Genomic DNA, 15948 nt, shown 5'->3' on the forward strand with positions numbered 1-15948 from the left:
GTCTACGGGGCGCGCCCGAGCGCGGCCTGGCGACGGGCCGGACTAGGCCGGGTCGGCGAGGTAGGCCTCCAGCGACTGCCCGGCATCGGCGGGTCTTCCCGGGTGGGCAAGCGGCTGCGCCGCACGCCTCGGGCGGGCCGGCGAGCCGGCCGCTGTCGTGGGTGCAGTTGTCGTGGCGGTGCCCGGCAGGTCCGGCTCGCTGCGCTCGGCCGGCCTCGCCTCGATTCCGAGCGCGGTCGACACCGCGGCTCCCCCGGTCAGCGGGGGTGATGGGTACGGGTGGCTGTCGCGATGCGCTCGAGTGCGGTTTCGACAGGAGTCCACGGACGCACGATCTCGTCGACGGTGTCCTGAGTGAGGCCGAGGCTCTCCATCTGCCAGGTGATGCAGAGCCGTCCGTCCTCGAGGTACATCGGTCGACCGTCGTCCCAGGTGGCGTAGCTGCCGATGACGCGGGTTGCGTCACGAGCTCGCATGCGCACATCGGTTTCGACGATCGCAGTGATGATGGCGCCGGGCGCGCACCATGAGATCTCGTGGCCGGCGAAGTCGGGATCTTCCTCGGTGGCGCCGATCGGCTCGACGGCGTAGAGGGTGCCTCGCGATGTCAGGGTGCCGGAGGGTGTGGTGATCTCGGTCTGGAACGCGAAGGCGCGAGCGAACTCCTGGCGCGTGCTGAAGTAAACGCGATCGGTGCGAGAGACGAGGCCGATTTGCGGCCGATCGCGGGGTGTGTATGAGATCGGGATGCGCGCGGCCGCGGCGTCATAGGGACTCAGGAGGCGTGAGCCGACCGTGAGGCCGGGGAACCCGCCATGCCAGAACGTGGGGCCCGTGTGCCCCTTGCTCACGGGGTCTGCTCTCTGCCGACTGCTTCTTCTGCTTCGATACCGGTGGCGAGGATGCGCAGCGCTCGAGCCTGCTGAGTGGGCGTCATTTTGAGCGGGGCGTCGACGATGTTGTGGATGCTCAGGCTGTACTCCCCGGCGCCGTCGAGCGTGATCGTGGCGACGGCGAGAAGCTCGTCCTCGTCGGGAAGGTTGAGCGGGAGCTGTCGGAGCATGCCTCTGCCGCCTGTCAGTCGCTCTGTTCGGTGGTCTTGCGGACGCTGGTGCGGGCACGCTTCCGGTAGGAGCGCAACGTCTTGCGGGGAGCCTCGTCGAGGAAAGCCTTGCCAGCGCCGCTGGCGAGCTTCGTGTTGCGCAGCTGGACTCGGTAGGGGTAGACGTCCTCGAGGAGCTCGCTACGGGCGACGATGGCTGCCCAGTAGCTCGGGAAGGTCACGCGCTCGACGAGCTCGCCGCCGGCGACGAGACGCTTGTCTGCGGCGCGGTCGCGGTCGGTGCGGGCCATGCGGACGGTGAGGACGGGCATTCCCTTGATCTTGATGATCGCGAGATCCCACTGCTCGAGGTAGCCCTTGTAGCCCCAGAGTGCGACGGCGTTCTCTGGATCGGTGGTGATCTTGGTCACGGCGCCGCGGGCGTAGACGAGATCCTTGCGCTCCTGGTCGAATGCGCCCTGTGGTGGGCGGACGAGCGAGATGACACGCTCGAGTCGACTGGCAGGAACTCCGTCGCGGATCCACCGGCGGATGGTGCCCTCCGAGACGCCGAAGGTGTCGGAGGCGGTGCCGGCGTTGACGTGGCCGAGCCGGTTGAAGCTGCCGAGGGCGGCGCCCATGATTTTGCTGAGCTTGTGGGCTCCCCAGGCTTGCTCGAGCGCATCGACGTCGGCGCTCTCGGGGGTGAACCACAAGGGTGCCGGCGTGTCGATCTCGTCTGGCATTACCTGACTCCTACTAGTGAATGTGACATTCACAGCCTAGAGGCGTGGGCGCGCTCCGTCAACCGAGCTGGTGCCGGCGCTGCGGCGAGCGCGAGGCGATCACTCGACTGCAGCGCCGCGGTAGGCGAGTACGTGGGCGACGAAGGTGGATCCGGTGTCGGCATAGAGCTTCTTGAGCGCTGGCGTCGAGACGGAGTCCTTCTCGGTGCGGGGCAGGCTGAGATCCTCGAAGAGGGCCTGCTGCAGCTGTTCGCGGCTGCGCAGGTTGATCTCGCGGCCGAGCTCGGCGAATGCGCTGTGAGCTGCCTCTTCCTGGGCGGTGTCGCCGGCGGTCTCGGTGAGGCGTCGCTGGATGAACGCGTCGGCGTCCTTCTTGCGGAACAGCGGCGAGCGCGCGGTCTTGGGTGCGACCGACTCGGGGAAGCCGGCCTTGCGCTGCTTGGTGCCGGTGGCGTAGACGCGCACCGTCTGCTGAGAGACGTTGAGCTTCTCGGCGATGTAGGCGTAGTCGACGAGCTCGGGCATGGAGGCTGCCATCGGCTGGTCCTTTCTCTGGTCGTCAGTCCGGTCACACCTGATAAAAGCGTGACATTCACTACATACAGCGTAGCGTGACGAGGCTGTGGTGCCGGGTCATTCGTGTCAGCGGAACTCGACGCCCTTGATGCCGTGGAACTGCCAACCGTCGACGTAGCGGTTGTCGTAGAGGCCGGTGAGGTAGTCGGTGGCGCCGGTGTCGCCGCCTTGCACCCAGGCGTCATAGAGCTGTTGCTGCTCGGAGGGCGACATATCGAGGTTGCTGAACCGTTCGGCGACGTACTTCTTGTCCGTGGGGTCTGCGGACGGGCCCTGCAGCGCGTTGATGCGGATGGTGCGCTGACGGGTGGGGATCTGGGATTGGATGCGCTTGGCGAGCTGACCGCGGCCGCGCTTGGTGGTGACGGACTGGCGGACGCGCTTGGTGAGCTCCTGGGTGATCGCGGCGCGGGGATTCTGCGCCCCGCGGATCCAGCGCTGCACGGTGCCCTGGGAGACTCCGAGCTTCGTGGCGGCGAGCTTCGTGGCGATCGGGAACCGGTCGCTCTGGCCGGGGAAGAGGAACTTGAGCATGGATTTGGTGTCGCGGGAGACCTCGGGGAGCTTGTGCCCGGTGAGTCCCTCGAACATCGCGGCGAGCTGCCGCGCTTGCGCTTCCTTGCTCAGTGCCATCAGATCAACTCATTCAGGTGTCGCTTGCCCTTGTAGGTGCCGTCGCCGTTGAGGAACTCGGCGTGATGCGAGAGCTGGTCGGAGCCCTCGTACTTGTACTGACCGAGGCCGCGGCCGAACCAGGACGGGTCGCCGGGCCAGGCCTCGAGCGGGTCGATGTGGTCGCTGGTGTAGACGACGGTGTCCTTCTCGATCGCGACGGGCCAGCGGCCGGTGCGCTCGGCGTTGGCGAGGACGCGGCGGATGATGTTGGCGCGGGACTTCGCGACGATCATGTCGTGGCGGTGCGGGGCCCACACGGCGAGGGTGTCGTGGTCGCCGCGGTAGTCGAGCATGCCGATCGCGGCCGCGTAGACGATCTTGAGGAGGTCACGAGCGGCCTGGTCGTCGACGTCGGTGGTGTCGAGGGTGGTGCGGGCGTCGCGGACCCGCTTGTACCAGGCCTCGAAGACCTTGGCTTTGCGGTCCCACAGCCAGGCTTCGTGGATCTCGAGCTCGAGGCCCATTTCGCTCGCGAGCTCGAGCGTGGGGGTGGTGACCCAGATCTGCGATCCGGTGAACCCGTCACGGACGATGCCTTGGGCGGCGAAGATGTCGGGCATCAGCCAGCTGCCGGGTTCCGGTGCGGTGATCAGCCAGTAGCCGGGCTTGTTCGTGGCCTTGGTGAATTGCAGCGGGCCGTCGTAGTGGGTGGGGGCTCCGACGCCGACCTCGGTGCTCGCGGCGGCGAGGTAGGAGCCTCCACGGTCGAAGCCGTGTACCCAGCGCTGCTCGAGCTCGTCGCCGAAGAGCTTGCGCTGCCAGTTGAAGTCACCCTCGGCCATCATCTGGTCCTTGACCGGGCCGGGGCGGTCCTGTGGGTAGTAGATCTCGTCGTGCTTGTCGCGGGGCAGCAGCGCGCGCATGAGCTTGGTGCCGGTGGTGCCGGCGCTGCTGCGGTAGGGGAACTTGAGCGCCGCGGTGAACTTCCCCAGGCGACGGGCGATGGTCGCGGGGTCTGGGTCGCCGTCGAGGATCGTGCTGATGAAGCGAAAGTCCTGGGCAGGGATGAGGGCGATGTGCGCGCCGATCCGGCGGTCATCCTCGCGCCAGATGTCGATGCTGCCGGCCATGGATCCGTCGCCGCTGAGCGAGAATCCGGTCTCGGTCGCCATGGTGATGAACGGGTGCCCCTTGGTGGCTTCGCGCAGCAGCTTGCCGTAGTCGGAGTCGGTGGACTCGGGCAGGGTGTCCAGCGGGAGTCCGAGAGCGAGAGCGGCTTCCATGGTGAGGAAGATCTGGCCGCGCTCGGTCTTGCGCGCCCCGTTGGTGCCCTGGTTGATGCGGGTGCCCAGGTTGAGGTCGGTGGCGAGCTGCGCGAGCTGGCCGGCGTGCTCGAGCTGACCGCGGATGGTGATCAGCTCGCCCGTGGACAGCCACAGCCCGTCCGTGTGGAGCACGCCGAGCGGTGCACGGAAGTCCTCGGCCGACGTCGCGACGGCGGGCTGTGCGGGCGCTGCCGGTCGGGGGGCAGGCGCGGCGGGTGATTCTGCGGATGCAGGCTGCTGGGGCTCGGTCACGGCGGGCTGTGCGGGCGCCTCGGGGGTGGTTGTGGCCTCGTCGACCTTGGGCGCCTCGAACAGCGACGGGATGTCGTTCTCGGGCGGCGTCTGGGGGCCTTCTCCCCCGTCCAGGCCGGTGTCGTCGTTCGGGGTGTCGGGGCCGCTGCCGGTGAGCGCGGACAGTGGGATGTCCCACACGCGGTGCTGCATCGACCGTCCGGTGCGGCGGACGACGCTGCGCTTGCCGGCGCCGTCCGCGATGAGCCAGCCGTGGGAGAGCATCGACGAGGAGAGCGAGGTCTTGGTGTCGCTGAACGCTTCATCGGCGCGCTGCGACATCTGACGGGCCACGGCGACGGCCGTCGTCGGGAACAGGTAGAGGCGGTCTTTGTTGATGACGCCGACGCGCTGCCCGTTGGGGCGCCACTGCGGGTTCATTCCGGTGGACTGGTCGGCCCACCCCAGCGAGCTCGCATCGTCGGGGACTGTGCCGTCCATGCCGGCTAGGTGAGCGTTGCCGTTGGCGATCGCCTCGCGCAGGTACTCCATGAGTTGCTCGGCGGGGTCGGATGCGGACGAGTCCTGCAGACTGATCGCCTCGGCGATGCCCGCTCGCGCCCACCCGTAGAAGTCGCGGGCCTCGTCGTCGCTGATGACGTCGAGGTCGCGGAGCATCATCAGCATGATCATGATGCCGCGGTCCAGGACCACGGCAGACTGCACGAGGCGGTCGTGGAGGCCCGCGTGCCCGTTCTGGCGGGGGATGGCCTCACGCCAGTAGGCCTGCGTGCACAGGCGGTGCTCGCTGTCCTCTTCGGCCTCGGTGAAGTCGTCGACGAGCTGCTGACGGCGCGCGGCCGTCCACTGCACGAGCGAAGCACCGATGAGCGCGCGAGCGTGGCGGGCGCGCTTGGACTCGAGGCGACCGAAGATCACGCCGCCGTTCTTGAGCGTGGCGGGATCCAGCGGGAGGTTGACAATGCGGGAGTCGGCGGAGCCCTGGGCGGAGAGTTCGCCGGACGTGATGATGCTGGCGAGGATCGGGCGGTCGGCCTCGGCGCCGCCGCGCTGCTTGCCGCGGATGCGACCGATGCCGTTGAACACGGTGCGGCCCAGGGTGCTGATGCGGCGGATCGCGTCGCTGGCGTTGCCGTCCGGGGCGAAGTCGTCGACGATCACCGGCACGTTGCTGATCGCGGAGAGGGTGCGCTGCAGGCCGATCGCGGTGGATCCGCCGGATGCGCCGGAGATCAGGCCCTTGGTGTTGTGGGTGAGGTTCGGGGCGAAGTACTGCACGGCCAGACGGCTGTGTGAGGTCTTGTAGGAAGCGAACCCGCCCACCAGGTGCAGCAAGATCGGGCCAGGCAGGACCGGGGCGGTCCAGGAGTGGCCGAGCAGCGGTGCGATCACACGGGCGGGCAGCTCGGATTCCCGCAGCGCCACGGTGCCGTCGAGCCACGCCTGGCGCAGCTGGTCGCGGTCGGTGGTCGGCTCGGGCATCGCGTAGATTTCGGAGGTCGTCGCGACGTCGACCTCGACGCCGAGCGCGCCGTTCTTGGCGATCGCGCCGGTCGCGTGCACGAAGTAGTCGCCGGTGTCGGTGGTGCGCCATCCGACCGTGGTGTGCACGATGCTGTTGTTCCGCGGCGGCTTGATCGCGTTCATCGCATCCCATGCCTGATCCGCGCCGCGGCGGCTGTTCGACTCGAGGAACCCAGGCCAGGGCATCGCCTTGGACCATGACCCGTCGCGGATCTGGTCTTCGGTGTACTTGAGCACCACCGACTCGGTCTGGAACTGGCCGGTCTCCTTGTCGCGGATCGGGTAGCCGCGATCGTTGCGGACCCACCGGGAGAACTTGATCACGTACAGGTGCGGGGGGCGAGCGATCTCGTTGTCCGTGCCGTCGTCTTCGATGGCGACTGTCTGGACCTCTGCCCAGCCGTGCATGACCCGATGGTACTGGTCGTCCTCGTCGCCGGGGGTGTGCTTGATGAGCACGGTCTGCCCCTCAACCACGCCGTAGTGGTTGCCTCGGATGAAGGGGCGCTTCTCGGGCTGGTCCTCGGGGTTGTCGTTGCCGAAGAACACTCCCCCGCCGCCGCTGCCGGTCTGCGTGAGGGGTGCGGAGGGGGTGATCTCGATAGTCTCTGCCGGCTGCTGCTCGTCGACGACGGGGCGGGTTGCGACCACGGAGGAGGCGACCGCTTGGGGCACGTCGAGACCTGCGACGATGTAGGTGTCGCGGGAGATCCGCGCGCCCTCCGCGACCGCGGCCGCGTACTCGGTCAGGGCGACGCGGCCCCGGTCGCTGAGTTGCTCCGCGGTCAGGTCCGGGTTGATCGCGTGGATCCGCTCGAGGCGGTTGAGGGACTCGCGCGCCCACGCCTCGGCGTGCTGCTCGGAGGTTGCCCGGTCCTGCTGGTTCTGCTCAAGCTGGGCAGTCGCTTCCTTGAGGCACACGGCGACGCCGGTGCGGCCGTGGACGAGCTTGTCTGCCTCGGCCGCGGCGACCATGGCGCGGGCGTCGTCGACGGAGATCTCGACGAGCGTAGCGACGGTGCCGCCGGCGTCCATGTGGTCGGTGAAGTCCGACTTGCGGTCGTCGAGGTTGGGCAGGTAGATCCGTGCCGGGATGCCCAGCTCCGCCAGCTGCGCGCCGACCGCCGCGGCCCGCTGTGCGCCGGCGGGATCGTTGTCGACGACCAGGTTGACGGTGGCGCCGCGGAACTGCTCGAGCAGCTCGGCGGGGAACGCCGTGGCACCGCCGGCGTTCGTCGTCGCGGCCAGGGCCTCGGCGATCGCGCTGTCGGCGTCCTTCTCCCCCTCGAGCAGCCACACGTCGCCGCCGGCGGCGACCGCTGCGCGGATCGCGGCGAGGTTGTACAGGAGGGGCGCAAAGCCTTCGGGCTTGCGCTTGACCCACCGGCCGTTGGCGCCACGGTAGCTCTGCGTGAACCTCTTGTGCCGCTGTCCGTCCAGGGTGGTCTCTTCGCGGTGCACGCGCTGCAGGACGACGCCGTTGTCGTCGACGTACTCGTAGACCTTGACCTGGCGCCATGTCGCGCCCGTCAGATCCGGAGTCTTGGGGGCGAGCTCATCTTGCGTCAGCCGCGGCGGCAGCGAGGGCCGCTTCGCCCGCGGGGTGCGCGAGCCGGTGCGGCGATCGGCGGGCAGCGGTGCGTCGAACAGGTCGCTGACGGTCAGGCCGAGCGCGCCGCACACGTCGCGGAGATCGAAGGCATCGCCGCAGCCGAAGCAGTGCAACATCACCTTGCCGCCGGTGCGGTCGTAGCGGATGCTCAGCGACGGCATCGCGTCGCCGTGCACTGGGCACAGCGCCATGTGCTGGCTTCCCTGCCGGCGGGGCTTCCACCCGCCCCGGTCCAGGGCCTCGAGAACACGATCGAGAGAGTTCGTAGCCGTCGACGTGCCGGTGTACTCAAGCGTCATCGCTGCAGCACACCCCCTCGGGTGCACGCTGCAGCGCCCAGCGTGTGCGACACGACGGCCACACCAACGCTAGACATCCGCAATATCGCGGCTATAATCATGAACATCCGATCATGGATTGACTGACTCAGCATCAGTAACTTGATCAGCCTCTGGCAGGAGGCTGTGACCCAAAAGCACTCAAGACCCCCGATGGTTGGCAGACCGGAGGGGGTTGAGTCTTTCTACGCGGACTTTGGCATGTCGAGCATGTCGAGCTCCTGTTCTGCCTCGCGCGTAGCGCGCTCGCGCGCCGCCTTTTCCAACTCGTCCTTGACGTAGTCCGGGATCTCAAGCCCGGCCTGCTGTGAGACAGCCAGCGCAAGCCAGCTGCTGAGGGGGATCCCAGACTCCGCAGCGAGGCGTTCGAGGATCGGGTCGTAGGCCTCCGGATATCGAACCGTCCTGACGGCGCGAGGGCCGTATGAACGACGTCCTGGCTTCGCTCTGGCTGGCATGCCCTGTTTCTAGCACGTAGCTGATTCAGAATCACGGATTGGTTCGGTGCGTCGCGCAGACGGCTCTGAGCTCTCATGCCAGGTATAGGCCCAGCCTCGGACGCTTCGCGGACATCGGTTCCCGAAAAAAGTTTGGCTTCGCTGTTGGTACACCTTTTACGCCTCGCGCGGGCGCGCATGTGTGAGGGCTGCCGCTGAAAAGGTGTACCAGGTGTACCAAACGCGATAAAAACACTGATCAGAAGGCAAAAATGCTTGGTACACCTTGCGAATCGGCAGGTGTACCAGAGGTAATGAAACCCCAGGTCAGCGCTAATTTCGTTGGTACACCTCAATTGTGTACCACTGCGCGCGAGTCGGGCTTTGCTGTTACAGCGACGTGCGAGCAATACTGCTGCGTCGACGAGGGTTGTGTGTCATCCGACGCTTCCTCGGAGTGGATTCCTCGGGTGGTGTGGCCCGTCTTCGCTCGCTGAGCTCGGCGTGTCGCGCTAGATCTCTCGATCGGCGGGGATCTTCCAGACGCGGGTGGGTTCTCCACCGATTCGCGCGGTCACGGTTCCGGTCTTGGTGCCGATCAGATGTAGCCGGCGCAGTGTCGTGGTGATCGCTTTGATGCTGAGGGTGGGGTCACCGTGCGCGGCCCGGATGAAGGGCAGCGCTTCGGTGGGGCGGATATACAGGTAGCGGTGGTCGGTGCGTCCGATCACCCACTCCTTGGTCTGGCTGGCGTTGTCGGTGAGCTCGCCGCCGTTGGCGAGCAGGTATCTGACGGCCTCGCGTAGGGCCCAGATGATTTGGTCGTCCTCGCCGAGCCATGACGTCGCGGGCTGGGCGGGAGCATCGAGGCCGAGGGTGCTCAGGATCGTGTCGCCGAGGTAGAACGCGGCGTCGAGGCGCCGGGGCTTGGCGAAGTCGGGATGTCGGGCGATGTTGATCCCATGAGGGTCGAGATCCAGGTGGGGCGCGTTCTGCTGCAGATAGCTCGCGATGATGCGTCGGCCGGCAGCGGCGGGTTCACTTCCCAGCGAGCGGAGCGGTTGAAGGCTGCGCGGACGCTGGGGAAGCTCGATGGTGATGGAGCGCTCGGCGCTGAGCGGCTGAATTGTCTGAGAGCTGGCGATGATCAGCGCGGAGGCCTTGCTGAGTGGGGTGGCGAATGAGACGAAGCTCTCGATCTCGATCTCGTCGAGCGCGCTGAGTGGTGCGCGGGGGCTGACGTGGGGGGCGCTGGTGAGGACCAGTGGCCTGCCGGGCACGACGGCACGTCGGACTCCTGCGAACGTGAGGGGGTCGATGTGTGGTCGTTCGATCTCGCCGGCGAGCTCGGCGAGTGCGTCGGCGAGCGCGTCTCGGGTTGTGGGGGTTCCCCCGATGATGAAGATCGGTGTCGGGAGGGGCTCGATGTAGGAGTACGCGATCGCGCGGACGAGCTTGTCGGCGTGGAGTGGGAACGCCTCACGCAGGGGCTCGATACCCGCAGCCCAGGCGCTTCGCGCGTGAGCTGCGGGTATCGAGTCTGCGAGTGTGCCCATGGTCAGCTGGCGTCGGTGTCGTCGGTGCGGATGGCGATGAGTTCGTGGCCTTCGGGGATCTGCGCTTCGAGCATCTCGCGCGCTTCCTGGTAGCTGCCGGCCTCGACGGTGATCCGCTCTGTGGCGGTGCTGCGGATGGTTCCGATGACGCGCATGGGCGGACCCTAGTGGTCGTCTCCGACATTCCCCGCTGTCATGCGCTGGCTTGCAGGTGCCGTTGCACGTACTCGTCGAGGGCGGCTCGGACGACGTCGGAGTCGGTCTTCATCCCCAGCTGCGCGCGCAGCTGGTCGACCTCGCGCTTGCGGGTCGGGGTGACGCGGGTGCGGATCGTCGGGGACGCGCCGGATCCCGCGGCCGTGCCGCCGACGCGGGGTCGTCCTCCGACGGCCCGTGCGACAGCCTGTGTGCTTCCGAGGGCCTCGAGGAGGAGCTGCTGCCCGATGGCTGCGGCGTCGGCGCCGTGGGCGCTATCCCCCGGCGTTGACGCGCCGGTGGGCTGCTCTTCGAGCGCGGCGAGGGTGGCGTAGCGCTCCTGGTCCTTCTTGCTGAGGGTCATTCGTTCTCCTCCTCCATCTGTCGGCGGTAGTAGGCGCCCAGCGGCATGACGTGGTAGACGACGAAGTTGCCGCCGGGCTTGAGTTCAATGAGCACTTCGATCAGCCGATCGGTCTGTGCGTGCTGTGGGCCGATGAAGACGCGACGCTGGTTGCGGGTGTCGCCGTCGTTGATCTTGACCTTGGTGCTCGTGTAGGTCGCGTTCTGCATTGCGTAGAGAGCGTCAGCGTGGGGGATGTCGTGCTTGTCAGCTGACTCCGGCCACTCGATTCCCATATAGGTATTGTGCCACAAAACACCTGTCTGGGGAACGTGCTGTGGAGAAGTCGATGCTCGCGGCCGCGCGGGGGCGTAGCTTCGCAGGATGGTCCACGACTGGCTGGCAGCCGGCACCCAGCCGCATTGCTGCGGTGTGGTGATGCGCGATCGCCCTGCCGCGTTGGCGTGCGTGGTGTGCGGCCGTGAGGAGGCGCTGCCACAGGTGGCCTCTCCCCCGGTCTTCGTCGGCGCGAGCATCCACGGAGGATGACCCTCTGCTACCTCGAGCTGGTGATGACTTCGATGATCCGGGGGGCGATCGCGGCCGGCGCCGGCGTGATGGGGTGTTCGGCGAGCTTGGTCGGGTCGGCTTCGCGCCAGATGATCCGCCGCTCGTTGCACCAGGTGCAGCTCGCCCCCCAGTGGTACGGGTCGGCGTCGTGCAGCCTGGTGCGCAGCGGCGCCGCATAGGGGCTCTGGATACCGGCACGCCAGCGGACGTGTGGGTGGAGGTCGGCCGCGGAGAGGTACAGGCGACGCCCGATGCCGAGACCCGCGTACAGCTCCCAGCGGTTGCCATCGTCGTGCGGGTTGTCCGGGTTGATCGACGGGATGTCGTAGGGCTTCGAGAACACGTCACCGAACCCGTCGAAGGGATCGACGGCGAATCGTCCACGCAGACCGCTCGCAGCGTGCTGCAGCACGGTCATCGGGTTCCCCTCTGGCGTCGTGGTGCGCAGCAGGTAGATGGTCGGGTCGTCCACCACGCGCCTCACCCGATCGACGTTCTCACGCGCGAGCTGTTCCGCGGCCGCGGCGGTGAGCAGCGGGTGGAGCAACTCGTCGTCACCGGCCTGCAGCACAGCCTCGGCCGCGGCCTCCTCGGCGAGGCCCGGAAGGTGCTCGAGCAGTCGCGGATGCCACTCGTTGGAATGCCGGGAGGTCCGCGCCCAGGCGTTCGCGATCTCGGTCAGCAGCATCGAACGCGCCCATCGCTGTGCTGCATCGTCGAGGCCGTCGCTCTCTTCGAGCTCACGGAGCTGGTCGCGTGCGCGTCTGCGGCCGAACCAGCCCGCGGCCGCGACTTCGGTCCGCGCGCGCCTGCGCCGCAGCACGCGCCGTAGGTACTCCCCTTCGGGGCTGTAGTACTCGTCGGACATTCAGCTGGCGAGGGTGGCGAGGGTGGCGACGATCGCGACGACCAGGCCGGCGGCGATCATGTAGGGGCCGAACGGGAGGTCCGTGCTCTCGTGTCCGTGCTTGCGTCGCACCGCCGCGATGATCGCGTGGGGGAACGCGAGGACGTAGGCGACCGCGATTGCGATGAACGGGAAGTACCAGGTGTGCCACCCGGTGAGCAGCCCCACGCTGAGAGCGAGTTTCACGTCACCGAAACCGACTTGCCCGAGCAGCCCGAACGCTGCCAGCAACACCGCGAGGCCGAGTGCGCCGCTGATTGCAGAGATCGCTGCACCGCCGGCGCCGGCAGTGATCGCGAGAGCGAGGACGGTGCCCGTCAGGAAGGCGGCGAGCGTGAGTGTGAGCGCGTCGGGCAGTCGACGCTCCTGCAGGTCCGTGCGCGCCAGGAGCGCCCCGTAGACGCTGTAGACGCTGATCATGACCCAACTGCCGACCGTGAGCCCGAGATCGGGGCTCAGGGGCGCTGTGATGGCCGCTGACAGAGCGAAGCCCCCCACAGCCGCGAGCGGGTACCGCAACGCCGGGAAACGTCCCGCGCGCGCGCTTTGGGGGGCCTCACGAGTTGTGGTCATGGGTCAGCTGGCGATCGCGTGGCGCTGTCGCAGCTGAGCGATGAGGGACTGCGTCTCGGTGTCGGGCTCGTAGTCCTCGTCGACGGCGGCAAGGTTCTGCTCGAGCTGCGTGATCAGTCGCTCGACGCCGGCGTGGTCGCCTGCCTGGTGCTCGGCGCGCAGACCGTCACGCCAGAAGACCTCGTTGATGGGGTCGACCATGCGTCCGATCGCGGAGGCGAGGCGTGCGTGTCGGACCTTCCCTGTGGACAGGCTGCGGGTGGCTACCTCATGGGCGACGTCGCCAATGGTCGCGATCATTTCGTTGCGCAGCCGGTCGGCGAACACGTAGCGCTTGTCGGGGACGCCGCTGATGGGCTGTCCCTTGACGAGCTCGAGCGCAGCGAGCAGCCGGTCGGTGGGGGTGTCAGAGATCTCGTCACCGATGAGACCGAGGAAGTCCTGCCAGTCGGAGCGGACGTCCTCGTGCAGCCGGTACTCCCCCGTCGTCACGAGCGGCACATAGAGCTCGCCGTCATCGTTCTGTCCGAGCCAGCGGCGAGTCTTGGAGGTCAGCCCGTTGCGGTCGTCGTTTGCCTTCTTGCCCGAGGCGATCTGGCCGGGCCAGAACACGGCGTGTACCTGCTCGGCGGTGGCGTTCGGGTTCACCGACAAGAACGCGACCAGCTCGGTCCCCTTGCGGATTGCCGATCGCCACTGCGCGGCGGTGTTCGGGTTCACCGGCGCCTCTCCACGCGCGCCGCGAACCTCGACGGGTCCGAGCAGCTGCAGGTACGGCCCACGGTGCAGCGGTGTGATCGCCGCGAGCGGCTCGTCGTGCTCGGCCGCGGCCTCCTCGTCGACCAGGTCGACCGTGACGGTCTCCGCCGGCTCCTCGTCGACGGCGGCGGGTGCTGCCTCGTCCGCCTCGGAGATCTCCGCCTCCTTCTCGGCGGCGACAGGCTCGGAGATCTCGACGTCGGGCTCGTCGACGAGCGGGAGCTGCTCGGCTTCGACCTCGTCGGCTTCGACTGCAGCGGCGGGGATCTCGTCGAGCTCGAGTTCGTCGTCGAGCGCGACGCCGGTAGCGGCGCCCTCTGTGGCGACGTCGAACAGCGCGAGGATCTCGTTGTACTCGCGCGTGCCGACAAGCTGCGGGGTGATCGGGATGGCGACGCCGGTGCCGGGGATCTCGAGCTGAGCTCGACGGTCCTCGGTGAGTGCCAGGTTCCAGCTGCCCGTCAGGTGGCCGGCGCTGACAGCTGCGATACCGACCCGCGGGATCCGGGTGACCAGCTCGCTGATGGCTTCACGGGTGGCTTCGTCCGGGTTGTCGCCGAGGATGATGATTTCCGGCGCCCAGGCCTCCGCATCCGCTCCGGTAGTACGTGCCTGCTCGAGCCCGTCGACGCCGAGCTCAGCGAGAGCAGCTTCGACCGCCGCGGCCTGTCCGTGCAGGTTGCGCAGCAGCGTGTCGGTGTCCTCGACGTGACGCACGCGGCCGCTGCCGAGCGCGAGCGGGAGGCGATCGCCGACGCCGACGAGGGTGACCTGGACGTCCTCAGACCAGGTGTTCGCGGCGAGCTCGATCGCGATGGCGGTAAGCACGCCCTGGCGCAGCTCTCCGGTGGCGCCGGTGACGTTGAGCGCACCGATCCGTTCCAGGTCGACGAAGATGTGCCCGTTGTTGTCGTCGTGGCCGAGCATGACCAGCGCCGGGTACGGCGCGGACGGGACCGTGTCGAGAGGCTCGAGGTCGGTCAGCGCGACCATCCAAGCGAGCTTGTCTTCGGGGTCGTACTGGGTGAACGGTGCCGGAAGGTCGGTCGGCTCGTCGAGGTAGACGGCGACCGAGCTCTCATCGAGGCGGAGGGCGTACAGCGCGGGGAGCCGGCTGCCGGTTTCCTGCGCCCACACGGCCAGGTGGCGCAGGGCTGTGTCGACCGCCTCGGCGCCCAGCGGGTTCTCCACGGCGCGCAGCTCGAGCTCCACGGAGGACACCGTCTCGTCGGGCATCGCGATCCGCTGGCGGGGCTTGCGGTCGCGGCGCTGCTTGAGACGCCGCCACCCGAGGAGGGTGAGGAGGCCGGCGGCGAGTGTGGCGCCGATGCCTCCGATGGTGGCGACCTGGAAGTAGTCCTCAATGCCGCTCGTGTCGTCCTCGTCGACGTCGACGGCCGCGGCCGGAGCTGCAGCCTCGTCGACGGGCGCCTCGTCGGCGGGCGCCTGGGTGGCATCCGTGGTGAACCCCAGACCGCTTGTGGCCTCGTCCTCGGCCGCGGCATCCGCACCCGACGCGCCAGCGCCTTCGTCGGCGCCGCCGCCAGCACCCGCGGCACCAGCACCCTCGTCTGCGTCGACGTCGACGGCGCCGGCAGCGCCCTCGTCCGTGTCGATCGAGCCAGTGCTGCCGGTGGTGCCCGCCGCGTCGTCGGTCGGAGCGATGGGGACGACGGTGGCCACGGGGATGTTGACCTGCTGGCCGGGGTAGATCCAGTTCGGATCGGTGATGGTGCCGCCGCCAGGCTGAACGATGTCTTTCGAGGCCTCGAAGATCTCGGGGTAGCGGGTACCGTCGCCGAGCTCCTCGGCCGCGATGTCCCACAGGGTGTCGCCGGAGACGATGGCACGCTGCTCGTAGGTGATCTCGGTGACCGTCTCCGCCTCGGCGCTTGCAGGCGCTGCCGCGACATCCGCTGCGGCTGGCACGACGGCGTCTGCCGGCAGGGTGAGCACCCATCCCTCCTGCAGCCATCCCGATGCGGTCAGCGCTCCCCCATCGGCCTGCTGCACACCGAGGTTGAGCGCGGAGATCTCTGCAGCGCGGCTGCGGTCGCCCAGCGTGCTCTCCGCGATCCGGGCGAGTGTGTCCGTACCCGTCACCACGTACTGCGGGCCTGCCTCGACGACAGGGGCCTCCTCAGTCGCAGCCTCGGTGGTCGCAACCGAGACGACAGAGGTGCTCATCGACACCGAAGGCTGTGTGGGTACCTCTGACGCAAACGCGGCCGCGGGCGAGAACAGTGCGATGACTGCGGCGAGCAGACCGCCCATGACCTTCTGCTGGACGCCGAGGCCAGGGATCCGCGGCCGCGGCACGCCGCGCAGCTGCGCGGGCAGCTCGGCGAGGAAGCCGACAGCGAAGGTCGCCCACGCGATCCACGCGACGATCGGCATGATCGTCCCGATCAGGAAGGATCCGGTGTAGTCGCGCATCGTGAACCCGGCCACGAGCTCGTCCCACGACGGCAGCGGGTTGCCGGCGAAGAACACGAGCCCGGCGGGGATACCGACCAGGAGCACGGCGAGCAGGATCAGCGACCCGAGGCCCTTTCCGATGCGGTTCATGATGCCTCCT

14 protein-coding genes are annotated in these 15948 nt (G+C 68.2%); all 14 read right to left on the reverse strand.

What is annotated here, in order from left to right:
• Window positions 1-257 precede the first annotated feature (257 nt).
• Window positions 258-851 carry a hypothetical protein gene (locus AB0300_RS17300; RefSeq protein ID WP_005052650.1) on the reverse strand — a complete coding sequence of 198 codons (594 nt, stop codon included), beginning with the start codon at window positions 849-851 and terminating at the stop codon, window positions 258-260.
• A complete protein-coding gene (locus AB0300_RS17305; protein WP_005052651.1) occupies window positions 848-1063 on the reverse strand; it encodes a hypothetical protein in 216 nt (71 codons plus the stop codon). The genes AB0300_RS17300 and AB0300_RS17305 overlap by 4 nt, the downstream gene beginning before the upstream one ends.
• A gap of 14 nt (window positions 1064-1077) precedes the next feature.
• Complete coding sequence (locus tag AB0300_RS17310) at window positions 1078-1788, reverse strand: hypothetical protein (RefSeq protein WP_005052653.1); 711 nt, start codon at window positions 1786-1788, stop codon at window positions 1078-1080.
• 99 nt (window positions 1789-1887) lie between these two features.
• Window positions 1888-2325 (reverse strand): DNA-directed DNA polymerase, encoded by a 438-nt coding sequence (locus AB0300_RS17315; RefSeq protein WP_005052657.1) that lies wholly within the window; start codon window positions 2323-2325, stop codon window positions 1888-1890.
• A 105-nt stretch (window positions 2326-2430) separates the two neighbouring features.
• Window positions 2431-2997, reverse strand: coding sequence for a hypothetical protein (locus tag AB0300_RS17320; protein WP_005052659.1), 567 nt, complete (start codon window positions 2995-2997; stop codon window positions 2431-2433).
• Entirely contained in the window at window positions 2997-7991 is a 4995-nt protein-coding gene (locus tag AB0300_RS17325) for a CHC2 zinc finger domain-containing protein (RefSeq protein WP_005052663.1), read from the reverse strand. The genes AB0300_RS17320 and AB0300_RS17325 overlap by 1 nt, the downstream gene beginning before the upstream one ends.
• Before the next feature lie 224 nt (window positions 7992-8215).
• The gene (locus tag AB0300_RS17330) at window positions 8216-8488 is read right to left on the reverse strand and encodes a hypothetical protein (protein ID WP_005052665.1); all 273 of its coding nucleotides are present in this window, start codon (window positions 8486-8488) and stop codon (window positions 8216-8218) included.
• 491 nt (window positions 8489-8979) lie between these two features.
• Window positions 8980-10023 carry a hypothetical protein gene (locus AB0300_RS17335; protein WP_005052668.1) on the reverse strand — a complete coding sequence of 348 codons (1044 nt, stop codon included), beginning with the start codon at window positions 10021-10023 and terminating at the stop codon, window positions 8980-8982.
• Between the two features lie 2 nt (window positions 10024-10025).
• Window positions 10026-10178, reverse strand: coding sequence for a hypothetical protein (locus AB0300_RS17340; RefSeq protein WP_005052671.1), 153 nt, complete (start codon window positions 10176-10178; stop codon window positions 10026-10028).
• A 38-nt stretch (window positions 10179-10216) separates the two neighbouring features.
• Window positions 10217-10582, reverse strand: a complete 366-nt coding sequence (locus AB0300_RS17345; protein ID WP_005052673.1) for a hypothetical protein — start codon at window positions 10580-10582, stop codon at window positions 10217-10219.
• Window positions 10579-11097: a hypothetical protein gene (locus AB0300_RS17350; protein WP_139833210.1), complete on the reverse strand. Its 519-nt coding sequence runs from the start codon at window positions 11095-11097 to the stop codon at window positions 10579-10581. The genes AB0300_RS17345 and AB0300_RS17350 overlap by 4 nt, the downstream gene beginning before the upstream one ends.
• Before the next feature lie 20 nt (window positions 11098-11117).
• The gene (locus AB0300_RS17355; protein ID WP_005052679.1) at window positions 11118-11999 is read right to left on the reverse strand and encodes a hypothetical protein; all 882 of its coding nucleotides are present in this window, start codon (window positions 11997-11999) and stop codon (window positions 11118-11120) included.
• The gene (locus AB0300_RS17360) at window positions 12000-12458 is read right to left on the reverse strand and encodes a prepilin peptidase (protein ID WP_172400032.1); all 459 of its coding nucleotides are present in this window, start codon (window positions 12456-12458) and stop codon (window positions 12000-12002) included.
• Between the two features lie 156 nt (window positions 12459-12614).
• On the reverse strand, window positions 12615-15938 hold the full coding sequence (locus AB0300_RS17365) for a LysM peptidoglycan-binding domain-containing protein (RefSeq protein ID WP_005052682.1): 3324 nt from the start codon (window positions 15936-15938) through the stop codon (window positions 12615-12617).
• Between the last annotated feature and the right edge of the window lie 10 nt (window positions 15939-15948).

Origin of the sequence: Microbacterium sp. NPDC078814 (assembly GCF_040702645.1) — a bacterium.
In the GTDB taxonomy this organism is placed as follows: Bacteria; Actinomycetota; Actinomycetes; order Actinomycetales; family Microbacteriaceae; genus Microbacterium.